At 52.0% G+C, this 18,617-nt stretch carries 17 protein-coding genes; 10 read left to right on the forward strand and 7 right to left on the reverse strand.

The genetic code is table 11. From position 1 onward, the window contains the following. Nucleotides 1–46: 46 nt before the first annotated feature. From gshB to metK, 6 genes are all read right to left on the reverse strand, one after another. Nucleotides 47–994: a glutathione synthase gene (gene gshB, locus JQ822_RS09345; protein ID WP_213133238.1), complete on the reverse strand. Its 948-nt coding sequence runs from the start codon at nucleotides 992–994 to the stop codon at nucleotides 47–49. Between the two features lie 12 nt (nucleotides 995–1,006). Beyond that, the gene (gene rsmE / locus JQ822_RS09350; RefSeq protein WP_213133239.1) at nucleotides 1,007–1,738 is read right to left on the reverse strand and encodes a 16S rRNA (uracil(1498)-N(3))-methyltransferase; all 732 of its coding nucleotides are present in this window, start codon (nucleotides 1,736–1,738) and stop codon (nucleotides 1,007–1,009) included. Between the two features lie 75 nt (nucleotides 1,739–1,813). Then, nucleotides 1,814–2,521 carry a deoxyribonuclease I gene (endA, locus tag JQ822_RS09355; RefSeq protein WP_213133240.1) on the reverse strand — a complete coding sequence of 236 codons (708 nt, stop codon included), beginning with the start codon at nucleotides 2,519–2,521 and terminating at the stop codon, nucleotides 1,814–1,816. A 94-nt stretch (nucleotides 2,522–2,615) separates the two neighbouring features. Further along, nucleotides 2,616–3,113, reverse strand: coding sequence for a SprT family zinc-dependent metalloprotease (locus tag JQ822_RS09360; RefSeq protein ID WP_213133241.1), 498 nt, complete (start codon nucleotides 3,111–3,113; stop codon nucleotides 2,616–2,618). A 78-nt stretch (nucleotides 3,114–3,191) separates the two neighbouring features. Further along, complete coding sequence (galP, locus tag JQ822_RS09365; protein WP_213133242.1) at nucleotides 3,192–4,586, reverse strand: galactose/proton symporter; 1,395 nt, start codon at nucleotides 4,584–4,586, stop codon at nucleotides 3,192–3,194. A gap of 382 nt (nucleotides 4,587–4,968) precedes the next feature. Further along, nucleotides 4,969–6,123 carry a methionine adenosyltransferase gene (gene metK, locus JQ822_RS09370; protein WP_135324376.1) on the reverse strand — a complete coding sequence of 385 codons (1,155 nt, stop codon included), beginning with the start codon at nucleotides 6,121–6,123 and terminating at the stop codon, nucleotides 4,969–4,971. A 547-nt stretch (nucleotides 6,124–6,670) separates the two neighbouring features. Here metK and JQ822_RS24520 point away from each other — a divergent pair. From JQ822_RS24520 to speB, 5 genes are all read left to right on the forward strand, one after another. Then, on the forward strand, nucleotides 6,671–6,808 hold the full coding sequence (locus JQ822_RS24520; RefSeq protein ID WP_274608444.1) for a hypothetical protein: 138 nt from the start codon (nucleotides 6,671–6,673) through the stop codon (nucleotides 6,806–6,808). Between the two features lie 91 nt (nucleotides 6,809–6,899). Beyond that, on the forward strand, nucleotides 6,900–7,031 hold the full coding sequence (yqgB, locus tag JQ822_RS09380) for an acid stress response protein YqgB (RefSeq protein WP_137382624.1): 132 nt from the start codon (nucleotides 6,900–6,902) through the stop codon (nucleotides 7,029–7,031). A gap of 8 nt (nucleotides 7,032–7,039) precedes the next feature. Further along, nucleotides 7,040–9,016: a biosynthetic arginine decarboxylase gene (gene speA / locus JQ822_RS09385; protein ID WP_213133244.1), complete on the forward strand. Its 1,977-nt coding sequence runs from the start codon at nucleotides 7,040–7,042 to the stop codon at nucleotides 9,014–9,016. Between the two features lie 151 nt (nucleotides 9,017–9,167). Continuing rightward, nucleotides 9,168–9,899: a hypothetical protein gene (locus tag JQ822_RS09390; RefSeq protein ID WP_213133245.1), complete on the forward strand. Its 732-nt coding sequence runs from the start codon at nucleotides 9,168–9,170 to the stop codon at nucleotides 9,897–9,899. A 134-nt stretch (nucleotides 9,900–10,033) separates the two neighbouring features. Next, complete coding sequence (speB, locus tag JQ822_RS09395) at nucleotides 10,034–10,954, forward strand: agmatinase (RefSeq protein WP_198905842.1); 921 nt, start codon at nucleotides 10,034–10,036, stop codon at nucleotides 10,952–10,954. 194 nt (nucleotides 10,955–11,148) lie between these two features. Here speB and loiP read toward each other — a convergent pair whose 3' ends face one another. Further along, nucleotides 11,149–11,907: a metalloprotease LoiP gene (gene loiP / locus JQ822_RS09400; protein WP_213133246.1), complete on the reverse strand. Its 759-nt coding sequence runs from the start codon at nucleotides 11,905–11,907 to the stop codon at nucleotides 11,149–11,151. A gap of 279 nt (nucleotides 11,908–12,186) precedes the next feature. On the opposite strand from loiP, the gene tkt reads away from it, so the two are divergent. The 5 genes from tkt to glpX all read left to right on the forward strand — a co-directional run bounded on the left by tkt (nucleotide 12,187) and on the right by glpX (nucleotide 18,612). Beyond that, nucleotides 12,187–14,178: a transketolase gene (gene tkt, locus JQ822_RS09405; RefSeq protein WP_213133247.1), complete on the forward strand. Its 1,992-nt coding sequence runs from the start codon at nucleotides 12,187–12,189 to the stop codon at nucleotides 14,176–14,178. A gap of 316 nt (nucleotides 14,179–14,494) precedes the next feature. Then, complete coding sequence (gene cmtB / locus JQ822_RS09410) at nucleotides 14,495–14,938, forward strand: PTS mannitol transporter subunit IIA (RefSeq protein WP_213133248.1); 444 nt, start codon at nucleotides 14,495–14,497, stop codon at nucleotides 14,936–14,938. A 27-nt stretch (nucleotides 14,939–14,965) separates the two neighbouring features. Further along, the gene (locus tag JQ822_RS09415) at nucleotides 14,966–16,342 is read left to right on the forward strand and encodes a PTS mannitol transporter subunit IICB (protein WP_213133249.1); all 1,377 of its coding nucleotides are present in this window, start codon (nucleotides 14,966–14,968) and stop codon (nucleotides 16,340–16,342) included. A gap of 24 nt (nucleotides 16,343–16,366) precedes the next feature. Next, nucleotides 16,367–17,644 carry a zinc-binding dehydrogenase gene (locus JQ822_RS09420; RefSeq protein ID WP_213133250.1) on the forward strand — a complete coding sequence of 426 codons (1,278 nt, stop codon included), beginning with the start codon at nucleotides 16,367–16,369 and terminating at the stop codon, nucleotides 17,642–17,644. After that, nucleotides 17,641–18,612, forward strand: coding sequence for a class II fructose-bisphosphatase (glpX, locus tag JQ822_RS09425; RefSeq protein WP_213133251.1), 972 nt, complete (start codon nucleotides 17,641–17,643; stop codon nucleotides 18,610–18,612). The genes JQ822_RS09420 and glpX overlap by 4 nt, the downstream gene beginning before the upstream one ends. The last annotated feature ends 5 nt before the right edge of the window (nucleotides 18,613–18,617 follow it).

The raw sequence follows: 18,617 nt of genomic DNA on the forward strand, positions 1-18,617 counted from the left end.
CTGTCACTACTAGTGTTGGTAGGGTCCCTTCTACCGACGAGCTTTTTTATTTTTGCAAACGCGCTTCAATGGCATCCATCAGCATACCGGTAATAGACACCGGGAACTCAGCTTCAATTTCGCGAATACAGGTTGGGCTGGTGACGTTTATCTCCGTCAGGCGATCGCCAATGATGTCCAGACCGACAAAAATCAAACCTTTGGCTTTAAGCGTTGGTCCAATGCGACGGGCAATTTCCCAATCGCTGTCGGTTAACGGACGCGGTTCGCCACGACCACCGGCGGCCAGATTGCCACGGGTTTCGCCGCCCTGCGGAATGCGCGCCAGGCAGTACGGAACGGGTTCGCCGTCGACCACCAGTACACGTTTATCGCCATCTTTAATCGCGGGCAGATAGTTCTGCGCCATGCAGTAGCGGGTACCGTGCTCGGTCAGCGTTTCGGCAATGACGCCGAGGTTAGGATCGCCTTCCTTCACGCGGAAGATAGAGGCCCCGCCCATGCCGTCCAACGGCTTAAGAATGATGTCGCTGTGTTTTTGCCAGAAGGCTTTCAACTGCGCTTTGTTACGCGTGACCAGCGTTTCTGGCGTCAGGTCAGCGAACCAGGCGGTGAACAGCTTTTCGTTGCAATCACGCAGGCTCTGCGGTTTGTTGACGATCAGCGTCCCTTGTTCTTCTGCACGCTCCAGAATATAGGTGGCGTAGATAAACTCGGTATCAAACGGAGGATCTTTACGCATTAGAATGACGTCCAGGTCAGCCAGCGGCAGATCCTGCTCGCTGTTGAACTCATACCATTTGTCGTAGTTCTGCTCTACGCTCAGGGTACGCGTGCGGGCGCGGGCTTCACCATTGATCAGATAAAGATCGGCCATCTCCATGTAATGAAGTTCGTAACCACGACGTTGTGCTTCCAGTAGCATAGCGAAGCTGGAATCTTTCTTGATGTTGATGCTAGCGATGGGGTCCATCACGATGCCGAGCTTGATCATTCTAGTTCTCCTTTAGCCCAGATCGCCAAAACGCACCTGTAGCGCAGTAATGGCGGTGAGCGCAGTTGTCTCAGTACGCAGAACGCGAGGTCCTAACAGAATATCAGTAAACTGATACCGTGCGGTCATGGCAATTTCATCTGCCGACAGCCCGCCTTCCGGGCCAATCAGCAGTCGGATGCGCTCCACCGGTAGCGGCAGCGTGTTAATACTGGCACTGGCACGCGGATGCAGGTTCAGTTTTAATCCCTCGTCCTGTTCGGCACACCACGTTTCCAGATCCATTGCCGGGCGAATCTCTGGCACCCGGTTGCGACCGCACTGTTCGCAGGCGGCAATAGCAATCTTCTGCCACTGCTGGAGCTTCTTGTTCAGGCGTTCACTGTCCAGTTTAACGCCGCAACGCTCAGAAAAAAGTGGCGTAATGAGGCTTACACCCAGTTCGATCGATTTCTGGATAGTAAATTCCATTTTTTCACCGCGCGACATCACCTGACCCAGGTGGATGTGCAACGGCGATTCACGGTCGTCAAGTTCAGCGCTGATTACCTTCACATCCACGCTCTTTTTACTGGCGTGGGTGATTTCGGCGTCAAATACCTGGTTGCTGCCGTCAAACAGCTGTAGCGCCTGGCCTGGCCCCATGCGCAGCACGCGACCGATATGGTTGGCGGCATCTTCACACAGTGAAATTTGGCTGCCGGAGGAGAGTGGTTCAGGGTGATAAATGCGAGGAATGCGCATAGTTAACCATCCGCGTCATCGCCCTGGGCGGCAAAACGCCAGGGCATGGGTTAAAAATATTGACGCTAGTGTAGGTTAGCTCTTTTGCGCCTGGCAAGCGCGTTGCACGTATGGGTTATGGTTCCCCTGCACCTTTGCAATGCGTTCGTCGCGTTCGCACTCCCAGTCGGTCACCGGATACTGTTTATTCCAGGCATTAAAAAGCTGGGTTTGCTGACGGGAAAGCGTCAGGTTGTACTGGTCGCGCATGTAAAAATAGGTGCGTGCGATGGCGCCGCGGGCGCGGGCTGGTGGCTCAGCAACTTTTTCTTTGAAATCGACTTTCATACCGCATTGCCCGTACTGGCCTTCGCCGCCGTTCCACTGGCTGTACATAAAGTTAGCGCGATCGCCATTCACTTCACCCACCGCGGGTTGCAGGTTATGCATATCACTTTCCATCTTGCGATAGACGGGATCTTTGGCGCAGTTTTTGCGCCCTCCGTCCTGCCAGCACTGGCGTTGATGACCAAATTGCCAGGCGGGAACAACGTGTTCCCATTCAATACGGCTGGCGCGGTTCTCGTTTTTTCGCACTTTATAGCCGCAGGATTCGAGGTCAACGACCCCTTTTTTGCCTTGCCAGTTAATTTTACAGCCGCAGTAGAAATCGCCGGGCGCATCGGCGTTTACTTTTACGCCTGCGGCTTTTGCCTGAGAAAAACTGTTGATGCCTTCGGCGAACACTGCGCCTGAAAATGCAGCGGCTAATATGGCCGCTGCAAAAGAAAGATTACGGTACATCACGAACTCCGTGTCAAAACGAGCCCGCAACGTAGCGAAAGTTGTTCCTGTATGCAATCAGCTAGATCAGAAAAGTTCCTGATAATTAGGAGTATTATTCGGCAACCAGTGGTTCACCACAGTGGACGCAACGATAGGTTGCCTCGCCGCGCACAATGCGGTTATGACGGCGAACGGTCAACTGGTGTTCCTGGCACTTGCAGCGGTAGGTAAAGGTATTGCGCTGCACGGATTGCAGTTCGAACTGATGCGTGCGTCGGGCCGGAACGCCCAGCACGCTCTCCATCATCCATTTCCACTCTTTTCCGTGCGGCGGCACGCGACCAAAGTGTTTCCATACCAGCAAGTGCGCCAGTTCATGCGGCACAACCTCGTTAACAAACGCCTCCACGTTCTCCAGCAGCAGTACCGGGTTAAGGCGAATTTCGTAACTTTGTAGCCACGCCGTACCCGCAGCGGTACCGCGCTGTTGGTACACCAGCTTGGGTTCAGGGTAATTGCGTTCGAGCTTGAGATTGGCCTGAGCGAGTTTTTCCCGCAGGCTGCGCATAACGGCTTGCTGGATGGCGATGGGAAGACGGGAGGTTTTCATAACGCCAGAGGATAGTGCGACAGGAAAAGGACTGCAAGAGGAAGGCTCCCTCCCGTCAGGGGAGGAAGCCGCAGGCGATTAGTCGTGTGCGCCAATTTCGCGCAGTTTACGACCTTTCATCAGATTACGTTCAATGTGTTCCAGAGAGACATTTTTGGTTTCCGGAATCAGCCACAAGGTCAGAAAGATGAACAGGACGTTCAGACCGCCGTAGACCCAGAAGGTGTTGGCGCTGCCCAGCGAGTTCAGCATCGTCAGGAAGGTTGCGCCGACTATCATGTTGGCTATCCAGTTGGTGGCGGTAGAACAGGTGATACCGAAATCGCGGCCTTTCAGCGGCTGGATTTCAGAACACAGTACCCAAATCAGCGGACCGGCGCTCATTGCGAAGCCAACGATAAACATCAGCAGCATCAGCACGGCAAAGTACTGGGCGGCAGGGGAGTGGATGCCTATGTGCATCATTGTCCCCAGTACGCCCATACCGACAGCCATCACGATAAAACCGAGGATCAGCGTAGGTTTACGACCCCAACGGTCAACCAGGCCAATGGCGATAAAGGTAGCCAGCACGTTGGTCAGGCCAACGATAACGGTGCCCCACATCTGCTCGGTGGTATTGGTATAGCCCGCCAGTTCAAAGATTTTTGGCGCGTAGTACATGATGACGTTCATCCCGGTAAACTGCTGCATCACTTGTAACAGCACGCCAAGAAATACCGCGCGGCGGAAGTTGCTGTTTTCTTTAAACAGCGCCCAGCCACTCTGTTTTACCTGCAGGCTTTCACGAATTTCATCCAGCTCACGTTTAGCTTCTGCGCTGGTATCGCGCAGACGCAACAACACGCGTTCGGCATCCACAAAGCGACGTTTAGCCGCGAACCAGCGCGGGCTGTCCGGCAGGAAGAACACGCCAACCAGCAGCAGCAGGGCAGGAATGATGATCACGCCCAGCATCCAGCGCCATGCACCGCTATAGCTAAAGGCGGTATCGGACAGGTAGGCGCCGAGGATCCCGATGGTGATCATCAACTGATACATGGAGATCATGCTGCCACGAATTTTTTCCGGCGCGATCTCAGACAGATACAGAGGCGCAGTGTAGGAAGCTACACCTACGGCCAGACCCAGCAGGATACGGGAGAGAAGCAGCACTTCCACGTTAGGCGCGGCGGCAGAGAACAGTGAACCCGCGACAAACAGGATCGCGCCGATCATCAGGCTTTTTTTGCGCCCCAGTTTGAAGGAGAGCCAACCGCTGCCGACAGCACCCACGGCAGCGCCAAACATCATGGAGCTGACCACCCATTCCTGAGTGTGCGGGGTAATTTGAAACTCATCGGTGATGAACGGTAACGCACCGGCAATAACACCGATATCCAGGCCAAAAAGTAATCCTGCCAGGGCTGCCAGAAAGCAGACAAAAAATGTCATGGCTTTGTTGGAACGCCCCTGTTTTTTAGTACCAGGCATGATGCCCTCCGGTTGGGTAACTTATTTTGTTGATGTTAAGGGTAGGTGAGTACGGAGTAAAAAAATGCGATTCATATCACATTAGTGTAATCGCTTACACTACCATTCAGATGGGTTATGTATTAATGCATTGAAAATTAAGGGTTTTAATAAAAGTAGAGGATAGGTGATTGCCTGAAATTAAGACAACACTGAAAAATAATGTAACATCAATGAAAATGCAGAAACAAAGGGATGTAAAGCCAGTTATAAAAGATGATAGCTAAATGTAATCGCTTTCATTTGTATTGATAGTCAGGGCGAAACAGAAGAGAGGCGAAGGTGCAGGCAAAAAAAAGACCAGCCTTCAGGCTGGTCTTGGTAAGCGTTCAGTCTTCAGTTATTACTTCAGGCCGGCAGCATCACGCAGCAGCTGCGCTTTGTCGGTTTTTTCCCATGGGAAATGTTCACGACCAAAGTGGCCGTAGGCTGCGGTTTCTTTGTAGATCGGGTGCAGCAGATCCAGCATCTGGATCAGACCGTACGGACGCAGATCGAAGAACTCGCGTACCAGCAGGGTCAGTTGCTCAGAAGGCACTTTTTCAGTCCCGAACGTTTCAACCATGATAGAGGTCGGTTCAGCCACGCCAATGGCGTAGGAAACCTGAATCTCGCAACGGTCAGCCAGACCTGCAGCAACGATGTTTTTCGCGACATAACGGGCTGCATAGGCAGCAGAACGGTCAACTTTAGACGGATCTTTACCCGAGAATGCGCCGCCACCGTGACGCGCCATGCCGCCGTAGGTATCCACGATGATCTTACGACCGGTCAGACCGCAGTCACCCATTGGGCCACCGATAACGAAACGGCCAGTCGGGTTGATGAAGAACTTGGTCGATGCGGTCAGCCATTCGGTCGGCAGCACCGGCTTGATGATCTCTTCCATCACCGCTTCTTGCAGTGATTTCTGGTCGATATCCTGAGAGTGTTGAGTAGACAGAACGACTGCATCAATACCGACAATTTTGCCATCGTCATATTGGAAGGTGACCTGGCTTTTCGCATCCGGACGCAGCCAGGACAAGGTGCCGTTTTTGCGCACTTCAGCCTGACGCTGTACCAGACGGTGAGCGTAAGTGATTGGCGCAGGCATCAGCACGTCGGTTTCGTTGGTCGCATAACCAAACATCAGGCCCTGGTCGCCAGCGCCCTGTTCCAGCGGATCGGCACGGTCAACGCCCTGGTTGATATCCGGGGACTGTTTACCGATAGCGCTCAGTACTGCGCAAGAGTTGGCGTCAAAGCCCATGTCGGAATGCACATAGCCAATTTCGCGAACCGTATTACGCGTGATCTCTTCGATATCGACCCATGCGCTGGTGGTGATTTCACCGCCAACTAAAACCATACCGGTTTTAACATAGGTTTCGCAGGCGACGCGTGCTTTCGGATCCTGCTCGAGGATAGCGTCCAGCACGGCATCAGAGATTTGGTCAGCGATTTTGTCAGGATGCCCTTCTGATACGGACTCGGACGTAAAAAGGTGTTTTGCCATATTTAATTTCACCTAAGGAGAATTTGGTTAGCTCAAACTGTCGAGTGGAATAGCCATGTGTAGACGATTCTACCATGAGTCTGCAGATTTCGGACACTGGCAGTCTGAGTGTTAATCGGTATAGATGGATTAACATCTGGATGGCTATTTTAGGACAGTTCTTCGCCTGATTTCCAGCTTTTTTTGAGTAAGGTCTCATTGTACTGCAAATGTAACTGGAAATTTTTCCTGACGGTGCTGGCAATGTGCGCATTTATCTTTTGCTTTTTCGCATTGTTGTAGGTATAAAACGCGGCGCGCGGCTCATATCCGTCATACTTCAAGTTGCATGTGCGTTGGCTTCCTCGCTCGCCCCAGTCACTTACTAATGTAAGCTTCCGGGGACTCCCTGCGTTGCCGCCTGCCCGCAACTAGAATTATTTTGGATAGACAAAAAGCACACGACGTTTTCATCGTGTCGCCACTTCCAGCCGGGTTAACACTTTAGCTTTAGCTTTGGCTTGTGGGTTCGTTCCGTATGGAGCGACCGTGGAGGTGATACGAGATAATGAACCGTTGTATTCTGCTGAATCTGCCACACCGTTCTGGTGTACATATGTCCCCCGCAATCTGCATCTTGCATACCTGCCGATGTTATACCCATCTCGGCGCTTCTCAGGACTCCAGAGCCGGTAACGGTCACTAAGAACTGAACAAGGGCGCTCTTGGTAAACAAGAGTTTTCTCGTGGTTTCGCCGAACCGTCAGCATTAAGTTCGGTTACGTGTTTACAATGATATGAAAAAGAAACCGGTCGCACAGTCGGAGCGTCAGCACTATCTGCTGGAAAATCTGCCTGTTTATGGGTTGTTATCGCCTCTTCGGATTGCGATAGTAGTCAACTGTTTTACACTTGTTAATAAAATCTGAGGTTCGCTATGTCTGACGACATTTCTATGGGTTCGCCTTCGTCAGCAGGCGGACAGGGTGTACTACGCTCCATGCAGGAGGTTGCAATGAGTTCCCAGGAAGCCAGCAAGATGCTGCGTACATACAATATTGCCTGGTGGGGTAATAACTACTACGACGTCAACGAACTCGGTCACATCAGCGTGTGTCCGGACCCTGACGTCCCGGAAGCACGCGTTGATCTTGCCGAACTGGTAAAAGCCCGTGAAGCGCAGGGGCAACGCCTGCCTGCGCTGTTCTGCTTCCCGCAGATCCTGCAACACCGTCTGCGTTCGATTAACGCCGCGTTCAAGCGCGCACGTGAATCCTACGGCTACAAGGGTGATTATTTCCTCGTTTACCCGATCAAGGTCAACCAGCACCGTCGCGTGATTGAATCTCTGATCCACTCCGGTGAACCGCTGGGGCTGGAAGCGGGTTCCAAGGCTGAACTGATGGCGGTTTTGGCCCATGCAGGTATGACCCGCAGCGTGATTGTCTGTAACGGTTACAAAGACCGCGAATACATTCGTCTGGCGCTGATTGGCGAGAAGATGGGCCACAAGGTCTATCTGGTCATCGAGAAGATGTCTGAAATCGCTATTGTGCTGGATGAAGCCGAACGTCTGAATGTGATCCCGCGTTTGGGTGTGCGTGCGCGTCTGGCATCGCAAGGTTCCGGTAAATGGCAGTCCTCCGGCGGCGAAAAATCTAAATTCGGCCTGGCGGCGAACCAGGTGCTGCAACTGGTAGAAATTCTGCGCGAGCGCGGTCGTCTGGACAGCATTCAGCTGTTGCACTTCCACCTTGGTTCGCAGATGGCGAATATTCGCGATATCGCCACCGGCGTGCGTGAATCTGCGCGTTTCTACGTTGAGCTGCACAAGCTGGGCGTGAATATCCAGTGCTTTGACGTGGGTGGCGGACTGGGCGTGGACTACGAAGGGACGCGTTCGCAGTCTGACTGTTCCGTGAATTACGGTCTGAACGAATACGCCAACAACATTATCTGGGCGATTGGCGATGCCTGTGAAGAACACGGCCTGCCGCATCCGACGGTGATCACCGAATCGGGTCGTGCGGTGACTGCGCACCACACTGTGCTGGTGTCGAACATTATTGGCGTTGAGCGTAGCGAAATTTCCGACGCCACGCCGCCGGCTGACGATGCGCCGCGTTCCCTGCAAAATATGTGGGAAACCTGGCAGGAGATGCACGAGCCGGGCACTCGCCGTTCGCTGCGCGAATGGCTGCACGACAGCCAGATGGATCTGCACGATATTCACGTGGGCTACTCTTCTGGCAACTTTAGCTTGCAGGAGCGCGCGTGGGCAGAGCAGCTCTATCTGAACATGTGCCATGAAGTGCAGAAACAGCTCGACCCGAGCAACCGCGCGCACCGTCCGATTATTGACGAGCTGCAGGAACGTATGGCGGATAAGATTTACGTCAACTTCTCGCTGTTCCAGTCGATGCCGGATGCGTGGGGGATCGATCAGTTGTTCCCGGTGATGCCGCTGGAAGGGCTGAACCAGGTACCTGAGCGCCGTGCGGTGCTGTTGGATATCACCTGTGACTCTGACGGGGCTATTGACCATTACGTTGACGGGGATGGCATTGCCACCACCATGCCGATGCCGGAATACGACCCAGAGAACCCGCCGATGCTGGGCTTCTTTATGGTTGGTGCGTATCAGGAGATCCTCGGCAATATGCATAACTTGTTCGGCGATACCGAAGCGGTTGACGTGTTCGTCTTCCCTGACGGCAGCGTAGAAGTTGAGCTGTCCGACGAAGGCGATACCGTGGCGGATATGCTGCAGTACGTGCAGCTGGATCCGAAAACTTTGCTGACGCAGTTCCGTGACCAGGTGAAAAACACCGATCTGGATACCGAGCTGCAACAACAGTTCCTCGAAGAGTTTGAAGCGGGGCTGTACGGATATACTTATCTCGAAGACGAGTAATTAAGATTATTCCGCTTGAGGGTCGGCTTATTTATATAAGTCGGCCCTTTTTAGTAAATAATATCTGAAATATGATATTAATCCCTTCTTTTCTTTTTTTATATCCCTACCATTGCTGCCAGATTAACTTGCCACCGTAAAAGGAATGGATATGAAGGGATTTAAATTTAGCGCATTATTTGCGGTTGTTTTTTTGTTTCTCGGCGGCTGCTCGACTCCGATGCAACGTAGCAATGCTCCGGATTCCGAAGTGGGAACGACCTGGGGTAATGATGTTCACTCTACGGTGACGGGCGTGTCTGCTGAGCGCGTAGACCGTGAGCCAACAGAGATGATAGTCATTAATTACTCGACGAAATATCAGTCTGGTTATGACCAGGTTTACAGTATTCGTATTAGCGAGCTGGAATATGCGGTTCGTGATGCTAATTTCAAATCTATCCCTATTACCCGGAGCTATAATAATTCTGTTGGCAAATGGCAATATATTATCCCGGCAAAAGTGGGTATGACCTATCAATTGTATGTGCGTAACAACAGTCGCGATACGAATTACGAAATTGTGACCACGGTCGATGGACTGGATGTTCTTACCGGTAAGCCGGGTTCACTGAGCCACAATGGCTATATTGTAAATGCGGGAGATTCTTTGGCAATCAAAGGGTTCCGCAAAGACAGCAATACCGAAGCGGCATTCCAGTTTTCCTCTGCCTCCGACTCTTACGCGGCTAATTCCGCACAGGGCGATGTGCGTAACACCGGAGTGATTGGTTTTGCCGCCTTTGAGCTACAGGGAAAAGCCGTGAAGGCGTTACCGCCGTGCTCTGCCCAGGCGTTTCCAGCGGACAGTAACGGTTACGCGCCGCCGCCTTGCCGGAAGTAAACGCTTTGCTTGAAGCAGCGCAGTTTTAAGGCGATAATTACGCAAAATACGTTATTCGTAAATCAATCCCTTCCTCGTCGGGCTTAACGACGCGGAGGGGATTTTTTTTCACCGATTTTAAAAGAGGTCAGTACATGAGCACCTTAGGTCATCAATACGACAACTCCCTGGTTTCTAACGCCTTTGGTTTTTTGCGTCTGCCGATGAATTTCCAGCCATACGACAGCGATGCTGACTGGGTGATTACCGGCGTACCGTTTGATATGGCAACGTCCGGTCGTGCGGGCGGTCGTCATGGTCCGGCTGCGATCCGTCAGGTGTCTACCAACCTGGCCTGGGAGCATAACCGTTTCCCGTGGAACTTCGACATGCGTGAACGCCTGAACGTTGTGGACTGCGGCGATCTGGTTTATGCGTTTGGTGATGCCCGCGAAATGAGCGAAAAACTGCAAGCGCATGCTGAAAAGCTGCTGTCTGCCGGCAAGCGCATGCTCTCTTTCGGTGGTGACCACTTCGTCACGCTGCCGCTGCTGCGCGCGCACGCTAAGCACTTTGGTAAAATGGCACTGGTGCATTTTGATGCCCATACCGATACCTACGCCAACGGCTGCGAATTCGATCACGGCACTATGTTCTATACCGCACCGAACGAAGGTTTGATCGATCCGAACCACTCCGTGCAGATCGGTATTCGTACCGAGTTCGACAAAGACAACGGCTTTACCGTGCTGGATGCCTGCCAGGTGAACGATCGCGGCGTCGATGACATCATTGCTCAGGTGAAACAGATTGTCGGCGATATGCCAGTGTACCTGACCTTTGATATCGACTGCCTGGATCCGGCGTTTGCTCCGGGTACCGGCACGCCGGTGATCGGCGGTCTGACGTCGGATCGTGCGATCAAACTGGTGCGTGGTCTGAAGGATCTGAACATCGTCGGGATGGACGTGGTCGAAGTGGCTCCGGCCTACGATCAGTCAGAGATCACCGCGCTGGCGGCAGCTACGCTGGCTCTGGAGATGCTCTACATCCAGGCAGCAAAGAAAGGCGAATAACGGGGTTTCGGGCTATTTTACTCGCCATTTTGAACCCCGGGCAGTGCTCGCCATCCTCACGTACTCCGTGTACGCTCCGGTGGCTGTGCGCTGTCCGGGTCCAAACTTGCTTCGCCAATAACGCCCGATCACTGGACTAAATTTGTAGTTTTGTAGGCCGGATAAGGTAACGCCGCATTTGGCACGATTAACGGTTATTTGATCCCGTCTGCGCTCATGCGATCGCGAATATGCTGGGCGCGCTCGGCGGATGCCGGGTGATCGTCAAACATTGAGCTTTGACGACCGGCTTCCAGTTTTGCCAGTTTCTCAAAACTGGTCGCTAACCCCGCCGGATTGATCCCACGTTTGCGCAACAAATCATACGAGTAATCATCCGCTTCGGATTCCTGGCGCTGAGAGAACTGTGAGTTCACCAGTTTCTCGCCAAGATCGCCCAATTGCGACTGCGACAGGCTGCCGACAATGCCGCCAGCAGAAGCCGCTGCTGCACGCACGGCGTTGGTCCCCAACGCAACCTGCATGCCTTTCTTCACGTGGCCCAGCGCAACGTGCCCCATTTCGTGACCAATGACCGCCTCAACTTCGTTATCGGTCATCATATCCATCAGGCCGCTGTATACGCGGATGCAACCATTTGCCATCGCAAAGGCGTTGACGTCTTTCGCCACGTAGACTTTGTAATTCACCGGTTGGCCATTGATGTTATCGCCAAGCGCAGCGGCGATTTTGCCGAGACGTGTCGCATATTCGCTGCCAGCCGGGGCAATGGTCGCTTTGCTGTCCATATCCTGACAGGCCTGATTGCTCAGCGCGATGACCTGAGCATCGCTCAGGCTGTAGGCCTGGAAAGCGCCCGCGCCAGATGAAAGTAGTCCGTTGGAGTCCATATTCTGGCAGCCGGTCAATGCCGTTGCCATGCTCATAGCAAGCAGTAAAGCGCGAATTTTCATTTTTTCTCTTCCGCACGAAGTCAGGATTATTCTAAAAAATGCATCGTTTGCAGGTAAAACGACGCTCGACCTAAGTATAAAGAAAAGAACAACAAGCGGGCGAGAAGATTGCGCAACATGCGTGCATGATCCAGAGATTTCTGAAGCGGCAAAAGGATGCTCCATGTACATGGCACGCGGCTTGGGTTACATTGTTGGCACTTTTTTCCGGCGTAGCCCAAAACGCGCTGTCGTCAAGTCGTTTAGGGCGTGGCCTTCATTATCCGATCTGGAGTCAAAATGTCCTCACGTAAAGAGCTTGCCAATGCTATTCGTGCGCTGAGCATGGATGCAGTACAGAAAGCCAAATCCGGTCACCCGGGTGCCCCGATGGGTATGGCTGACATTGCCGAAGTCCTGTGGCGTGATTTCCTGAACCACAACCCGAACAACCCGTCCTGGGCTGACCGTGACCGCTTCGTGCTGTCTAACGGTCACGGTTCTATGCTGATTTATAGCTTGCTGCACCTCACCGGCTACGACCTGCCGATGTCTGAGCTGCAGAACTTCCGTCAGCTGCACTCTAAAACGCCAGGTCACCCGGAAGTGGGTTATACCGCGGGCGTAGAGACTACGACCGGTCCACTGGGTCAGGGTATTGCTAACGCGGTTGGTATGGCTATCGCTGAAAAAACGCTGGCGGCGCAGTTTAACCGTCCAGGCCACGATATTGTTGATCACTTCACCTACGCCTTCATGGGCGACGGCTGCATGATGGAAGGTATCTCTCACGAGGTATGTTCTCTGGCTGGTACGCTGAAGTTAGGCAAACTGGTTGCGTTCTACGATGACAACGGTATTTCTATCGATGGTCACGTTGAAGGCTGGTTCACTGATGACACCGCGAAGCGTTTCGAAGCTTACGGCTGGCACGTGGTGCGTGGCGTAGATGGCCATGATGCTGACGCGATTAAGCGCGCAGTAGAAGAAGCCCGCGCAGTGACCGACAAACCGTCCCTGCTGATGTGCAAAACCATCATTGGCTTCGGTTCCCCGAACAAAGCGGGTACTCACGACTCTCACGGTGCACCGCTGGGCGATGCAGAGATCGCACTGACCCGCGAACAGCTTGGCTGGAAATACGCACCGTTCGAAATCCCGTCTGAAATCTACGCTCAGTGGGATGCGAAAGAAGCAGGCCAGGTTAAAGAAGCTGCGTGGAACGAGAAGTTCGCTGCTTATGCGAAAGCCTTCCCGCAGGAAGCTGCTGAATTCACCCGTCGTATGAAAGGTGAAATGCCGTCTGACTTCGACGCAAAAGCGAACGAATTCATTGCTAAGCTGCAGGCGAATCCGTCCAAAATCGCCAGCCGTAAAGCATCCCAGAATGCTATTGAAGCGTTTGGTCCTTTGCTGCCGGAATTCCTCGGCGGTTCCGCTGACCTCGCGCCATCTAACCTGACTATCTGGTCTGGTTCTAAAGCCATTAACGAAGACGCTGCCGGTAACTATATCCATTACGGTGTACGCGAATTCGGTATGACCGCTATTGCTAATGGTATCTCGCTGCACGGTGGTTTCCTGCCGTATACCTCTACCTTCCTGATGTTCGTGGAATATGCCCGTAACGCGGTGCGTATGGCCGCGCTGATGAAACAGCGTCAGGTGATGGTCTATACCCACGACTCCATCGGTCTGGGCGAAGATGGCCCGACTCACCAGCCGGTAGAGCAGGTGGCTTCTCTGCGCGTGACCCCGAACATGAGCACATGGCGTCCATGTGACCAGGTTGAATCTGCGGTAGCGTGGAAATACGGCGTTGAGCGTCAGGACGGCCCGACTGCGCTGATCCTCTCCCGTCAGAACCTGGCACAGCAGGAGCGTACTGAAGAGCAGCTGGCAAACATCGCGCGCGGTGGTTACGTGCTGAAAGATTGCGCCGGTCAGCCGGAGCTGATTTTCATCGCTACCGGTTCTGAAGTTGAACTGGCTGTCGCTGCATGGGACAAACTGACTGCGGAAGGCGTTAAAGCGCGCGTGGTCTCCATGCCGTCTACCGACGCATTCGATAAGCAAGATGCCGCTTACCGTGAATCCGTACTGCCGAAAGCCGTTTCTGCTCGCGTCGCTATCGAAGCAGGTATCGCGGACTACTGGTTCAAATACGTGGGCCTGAACGGCGCTATCGTTGGCATGACCTCCTTTGGTGAGTCTGCTCCGGCTGAGCTGCTGTTTGAAGAGTTCGGCTTCACCGTAGACAACGTGGTCGCGAAAGCAAAAGAACTGCTGTAATTACGATTACAACGGTAAAACGGGTCGCTCAGGCGGCCCGTTTTGTATAAAAGAGAAATTTATTTTCATCTTTGCAATTGATTAATTGGGATGTTCATCACAAATTCAGCATTTATCAATTTCCTGTTATTGTAATGGAGATCACATAATTAACATTGCTTTTATTATTTCATTTCGTAATTCATTGTTTCTCAACGGATAGAGAAAACCCACCTCTTACAGCCCACATTTTTGACCTGGATTGATTTCGTTTTGCCGCGCGAGTATTTTATTTTTAACGCTAACTCGTACCCTAAAAATAAAATAAGGAAAATGTATGCGGCTGATTGATTACTTTCCAGAGTCATCTATCTCAATAAAAAATTCAGCAAAGAACTGGCAGGAGGCAATTGATTTTTCTATGTCATCCTTGCTTGCCAATCATTATGTTAATTCAGATTATATTCAGGCCATTAAAGATTCAACGATTAATAATGGCCCTTATTATATTTTAGCGCCTGGCGTCGCCATGCCGCACGCTCGCCCAGAATGTGGTGCGTTAAAAACCGGGATGTCATTAACACTTCTCAAACAGGAAGTTCAGTTTGCGGTTGATGATGAACCTGTGAAATTGTTAATTGGTTTATCTGCGGCAAATGCCGATTCACACATTGGTGCTATTCAGGCATTAAGTGAATTGTTATGTGAAGAAGAAACGCTGTCTGCACTGTTAACTGCTAAATCAGAAAAACAACTTGCGGATATTATTGCTAGCGCATAACTCATACTCCTTTTTCAGGATAATATTATGGAAAACAAGTCTGCTCGAGCAAAGGTCCAGGCTTTTGGCGGGTTTCTGACGGCCATGGTCATTCCCAATATCGGCGCTTTTATTGCCTGGGGATTTATAACAGCATTATTCATTCCTACTGGCTGGATGCCAAATGAGCATTTCGCCAAAATTGTCGGTCCGATGATTACCTATTTACTTCCTGTCATGATTGGCTCGACGGGAGGGCATCTTGTCGGAGGGAAACGTGGTGCTGTCATGGGAGGGATTGGTTCTATTGGCGTCATTGTCGGCGCGGATATCCCGATGTTCCTGGGTGCCATGGTTATGGGCCCCCTCGGCGGCTGGGTGATTAAGCATATAGACCGTCTGCTTGAAAAGCGTATCCCTGCCGGTTTTGAGATGGTGATTAATAACTTCTCTCTGGGTATCGCGGGGATGTTGTTATGCCTGTTGGGATTTGAAGTTATCGGTCCGGCAGTGCTCATTGCCAACAACTTCGTAAAAGAGTGCATAGAATCGCTGGTCCATGCGGGTTACCTGCCGTTGTTATCGGTGATTAATGAGCCTGCAAAAATTCTCTTTCTGAATAACGCTATCGATCAGGGCGTGTATTACCCGCTGGGAATGCAGCAGGCCTCTGAAACGGGGAAATCCATTTTCTTTATGGTGGCATCTAACCCCGGTCCGGGATTGGGTTTGTTACTCGGCTTTGCCATCTTTGGTAAGGGAATGAGCAAGAAGTCAGCCCCGGGAGCCATGATCATCCACTTCCTTGGTGGTATTCATGAACTCTATTTCCCTTATGTGCTGATGAAGCCGTTAACTCTGATTGGCATGATTGCAGGTGGGATGACCGGTACATGGGTATTCCATCTTTTAGACGGCGGGCTTGTGGCTGGACCGAGTCCAGGATCGATATTCGCTTATCTGGCATTGACGCCAAAAGGTTCTTTCCTGGCAACTATTGCGGGTGTTACTGCAGGTACGCTTGTCACCTTTGTCATTACCGCCGTCATACTGAAAATGGAAAAGAACGTCGAAACAGAACGTGAAGATGAATTCTCTGAGTCAGCCAGAACCGTAAAGGCGATGAAGCAGGAAGGTCAATTCGCTTATAAAAATATTAAACGTGTCGCTTTTGTGTGTGACGCGGGAATGGGTTCCAGTGCGATGGGGGCTACCACGTTTCGTAAACGTCTGGAAAAGGCCGGGTATGCTATTAATGTGACACATTATGCTATCGAAAATGTTCCACAGGATGCAGATATTATTGTCACCCATGCCAGTCTTGAAGGTCGTGTTAAGCGAGTGAGTGAAAAACCTTTAATCTTGATTAAGAACTATATCGGTGACCCATTGCTGGACGACTTATTTAAGAAAATCACTGCTTAGCATTGTTCAATTTTTGGAGTAAATATGAAAACGAAAGTAGCTGCTATATATGGCAAGCAGGACGTCCGCATCCGTGAATTCGAATTGCCCGAAATTACAGAAAATGAATTGTTAGTGAACGTAATATCCGATAGCGTTTGTTTATCCACCTGGAAAGCGGCAGCGTTAGGAAGTGAACATAAACGGGTGCCAGACGATCTGGAAAACCATCCAGTTCTAACCGGGCACGAATGCGCCGGAATTATTGTAGAAGTTGGAAAGAACCTGGCCGATAAATACAAAAAAGGCCAGCGCTTTGTTTTGCAACCCGCCATGGGATTGCCGAGTGGATATTCAGCAGGCTACAGCTACGAATTTTTTGGTGGTAACGCGACCTATATGATTATCCCGGAGGTAGCGGTCAATCTGGGGTGTGTTTTACCTTATCACGGTTCCTATTTTGCCGCTGCGTCACTGGCGGAGCCAATGTGCTGCATTATTGGCGCGTATAACGCGAATTACCATACGACGCCGTATGTTTATGAACACCGGATGGGGGTTAAACCCGGCGGCAACATCGCACTCTTAGCCTGTGCCGGTCCCATGGGTATTGGCGCGATCGATTATGCCATTAACGGTGGGCTCCAGCCGTCACGCGTGGTGGTGGTCGATATTGACGAAACGCGACTGACGCAGGCTAAAAAGCTGTTACCGGTTGAGCTGGCGGCAGAAAAGGGAATTGAACTCATCTATGTGAACACCATGGGGATGAAAGATCCTGCTACCGAGCTGCGGGCATTAACAAATGATGTCGGATTCGATGACGTTTTTGTCTATGCCGCCGTTCCCGCAGTCATTGAAATGGCTGACGATCTGCTGGCAGAAGATGGTTGCCTGAACTTCTTTGCCGGGCCAACGGATAGCAACTTTAAAGTACCGTTCAATTTTTACAACGTGCACTACAACAGTACGCATGTGGTTGGGACATCCGGAGGCTCAACGGATGATATGAAAGAGGCCATTGCGTTAAGCGCGACGGGGCAGCTTCAGCCTTCGTTTATGGTGACGCATATTGGCGGGCTTGACGCGGTACCGGAGACTGTTCTGAATCTGCCAACTATTCCGGGCGGTAAGAAGCTTATCTATAACGGCGTGACGATGCCGCTGACGGCGATTAGCGATTTTGCCGAAAAAGGAAAAACCGATCCGCTGTTCAGCGAGCTGGCGCGTCTGGTTGAAGAGACACACGGTATCTGGAACGAAAAAGCGGAGAAATACCTGCTGGCACAATTCGGTGTTGATACCGGGGAGGCCGCGGCATGATGTCTCTGGCATGGCCGCTATTTCGTATTACGGAACAGGCTGCGCTGGCAGCCTGGCCGCAAACCGGGTGCGGTGATAAGAACAAAATCGACGGGCTGGCTGTTGCGGCGATGCGAACAGCCTTAAATGAAATTGCTATTCGTGGGCGGATAGTCATCGGTGAAGGGGAGATCGATCACGCGCCGATGCTGTGGATTGGTGAGGAAGTTGGGAAGGGTGTTGGGCCGGAGGTGGATATTGCGGTCGATCCTATCGAAGGCACCCGAATGGTGGCGATGGGGCAAAGTAATGCGCTGGCAGTGATGGCTTTTGCACCTCGGGGTAGCCTGTTGCATGCTCCCGATATGTATATGAAAAAACTGGTTGTTAACCGGTCAGCAGCAGGTGCGATTAACCTTTCTTTACCGCTGGTAGATAACCTACGCAATGTGGCGCAGGCGCTGGGCAAACCGCTGGAACGACTGCGTATGGTGACGCTGGATAAACCGCGTATGCGCGAGGCGATTACGCAGGCGACACAGTTAGGCGTGAAGGTGTTTGCGCTTGCGGATGGCGACGTGGCAGCCAGTGTTCTGAGCTGTATGCAAAACAATACCTATGACCTGATGTACACCATTGGTGGTGCGCCGGAAGGCGTTATCTCGGCCTGCGCGGTAAAAGCGCTGGGAGGGGATATGCAGGCAGAACTGATCGATTTCTGTCAGGCAAAAGGTGACACCACTGAAAACCATCTGGTCGCAGTGCGGGAGCGTGAACGCTGCGCTGAGATGGGGGTTGAGGTGAATCGTGTCTATTCGCTCGACGAGCTGGTAGGAGGAAATGACATCCTCTTTAGCGCGACGGGGGTTACGGGCGGCGATCTTGTTAATGGCATCCAACAGGTTACGAATGGTGTGCGTACGCAAACTTTACTGATCGGCGGCGCAGATCGAACGTGTAATATAATAGACTCTCTGCATTCATGGTGATTGAT

It is taken from the genome of Citrobacter sp. FP75 (assembly GCF_018342065.1).
Taxonomy (GTDB): domain Bacteria; phylum Pseudomonadota; class Gammaproteobacteria; order Enterobacterales; family Enterobacteriaceae; genus Citrobacter.

Bases quoted from the DNA above. Each gene is read 5' to 3' on its own strand.
- yqgB (WP_137382624.1), top strand. From the start codon at position 6,900: ATGAAAAAGAAACCGGTCGCACAGTCGGAGCGTCAGCACTATCTGCTG.
- tkt (WP_213133247.1), top strand. From the start codon at position 12,187: ATGTCCTCACGTAAAGAGCTTGCCAATGCTATTCGTGCGCTGAGCATG.
- speB (WP_198905842.1), top strand. From the start codon at position 10,034: ATGAGCACCTTAGGTCATCAATACGACAACTCCCTGGTTTCTAACGCC.
- galP (WP_213133242.1), bottom strand. From the start codon at position 4,586: ATGCCTGGTACTAAAAAACAGGGGCGTTCCAACAAAGCCATGACATTT.
- endA (WP_213133240.1), bottom strand. From the start codon at position 2,521: ATGTACCGTAATCTTTCTTTTGCAGCGGCCATATTAGCCGCTGCATTT.
- JQ822_RS09390 (WP_213133245.1), top strand. From the start codon at position 9,168: ATGAAGGGATTTAAATTTAGCGCATTATTTGCGGTTGTTTTTTTGTTT.
- JQ822_RS09420 (WP_213133250.1), top strand. From the start codon at position 16,367: ATGAAAACGAAAGTAGCTGCTATATATGGCAAGCAGGACGTCCGCATC.
- gshB (WP_213133238.1), bottom strand. From the start codon at position 994: ATGATCAAGCTCGGCATCGTGATGGACCCCATCGCTAGCATCAACATC.
- metK (WP_135324376.1), bottom strand. From the start codon at position 6,123: ATGGCAAAACACCTTTTTACGTCCGAGTCCGTATCAGAAGGGCATCCT.
- JQ822_RS09360 (WP_213133241.1), bottom strand. From the start codon at position 3,113: ATGAAAACCTCCCGTCTTCCCATCGCCATCCAGCAAGCCGTTATGCGC.
- glpX (WP_213133251.1), top strand. From the start codon at position 17,641: ATGATGTCTCTGGCATGGCCGCTATTTCGTATTACGGAACAGGCTGCG.
- cmtB (WP_213133248.1), top strand. From the start codon at position 14,495: ATGCGGCTGATTGATTACTTTCCAGAGTCATCTATCTCAATAAAAAAT.
- JQ822_RS09415 (WP_213133249.1), top strand. From the start codon at position 14,966: ATGGAAAACAAGTCTGCTCGAGCAAAGGTCCAGGCTTTTGGCGGGTTT.
- speA (WP_213133244.1), top strand. From the start codon at position 7,040: ATGTCTGACGACATTTCTATGGGTTCGCCTTCGTCAGCAGGCGGACAG.
- loiP (WP_213133246.1), bottom strand. From the start codon at position 11,907: ATGAAAATTCGCGCTTTACTGCTTGCTATGAGCATGGCAACGGCATTG.
- JQ822_RS24520 (WP_274608444.1), top strand. From the start codon at position 6,671: ATGAACCGTTGTATTCTGCTGAATCTGCCACACCGTTCTGGTGTACAT.
- rsmE (WP_213133239.1), bottom strand. From the start codon at position 1,738: ATGCGCATTCCTCGCATTTATCACCCTGAACCACTCTCCTCCGGCAGC.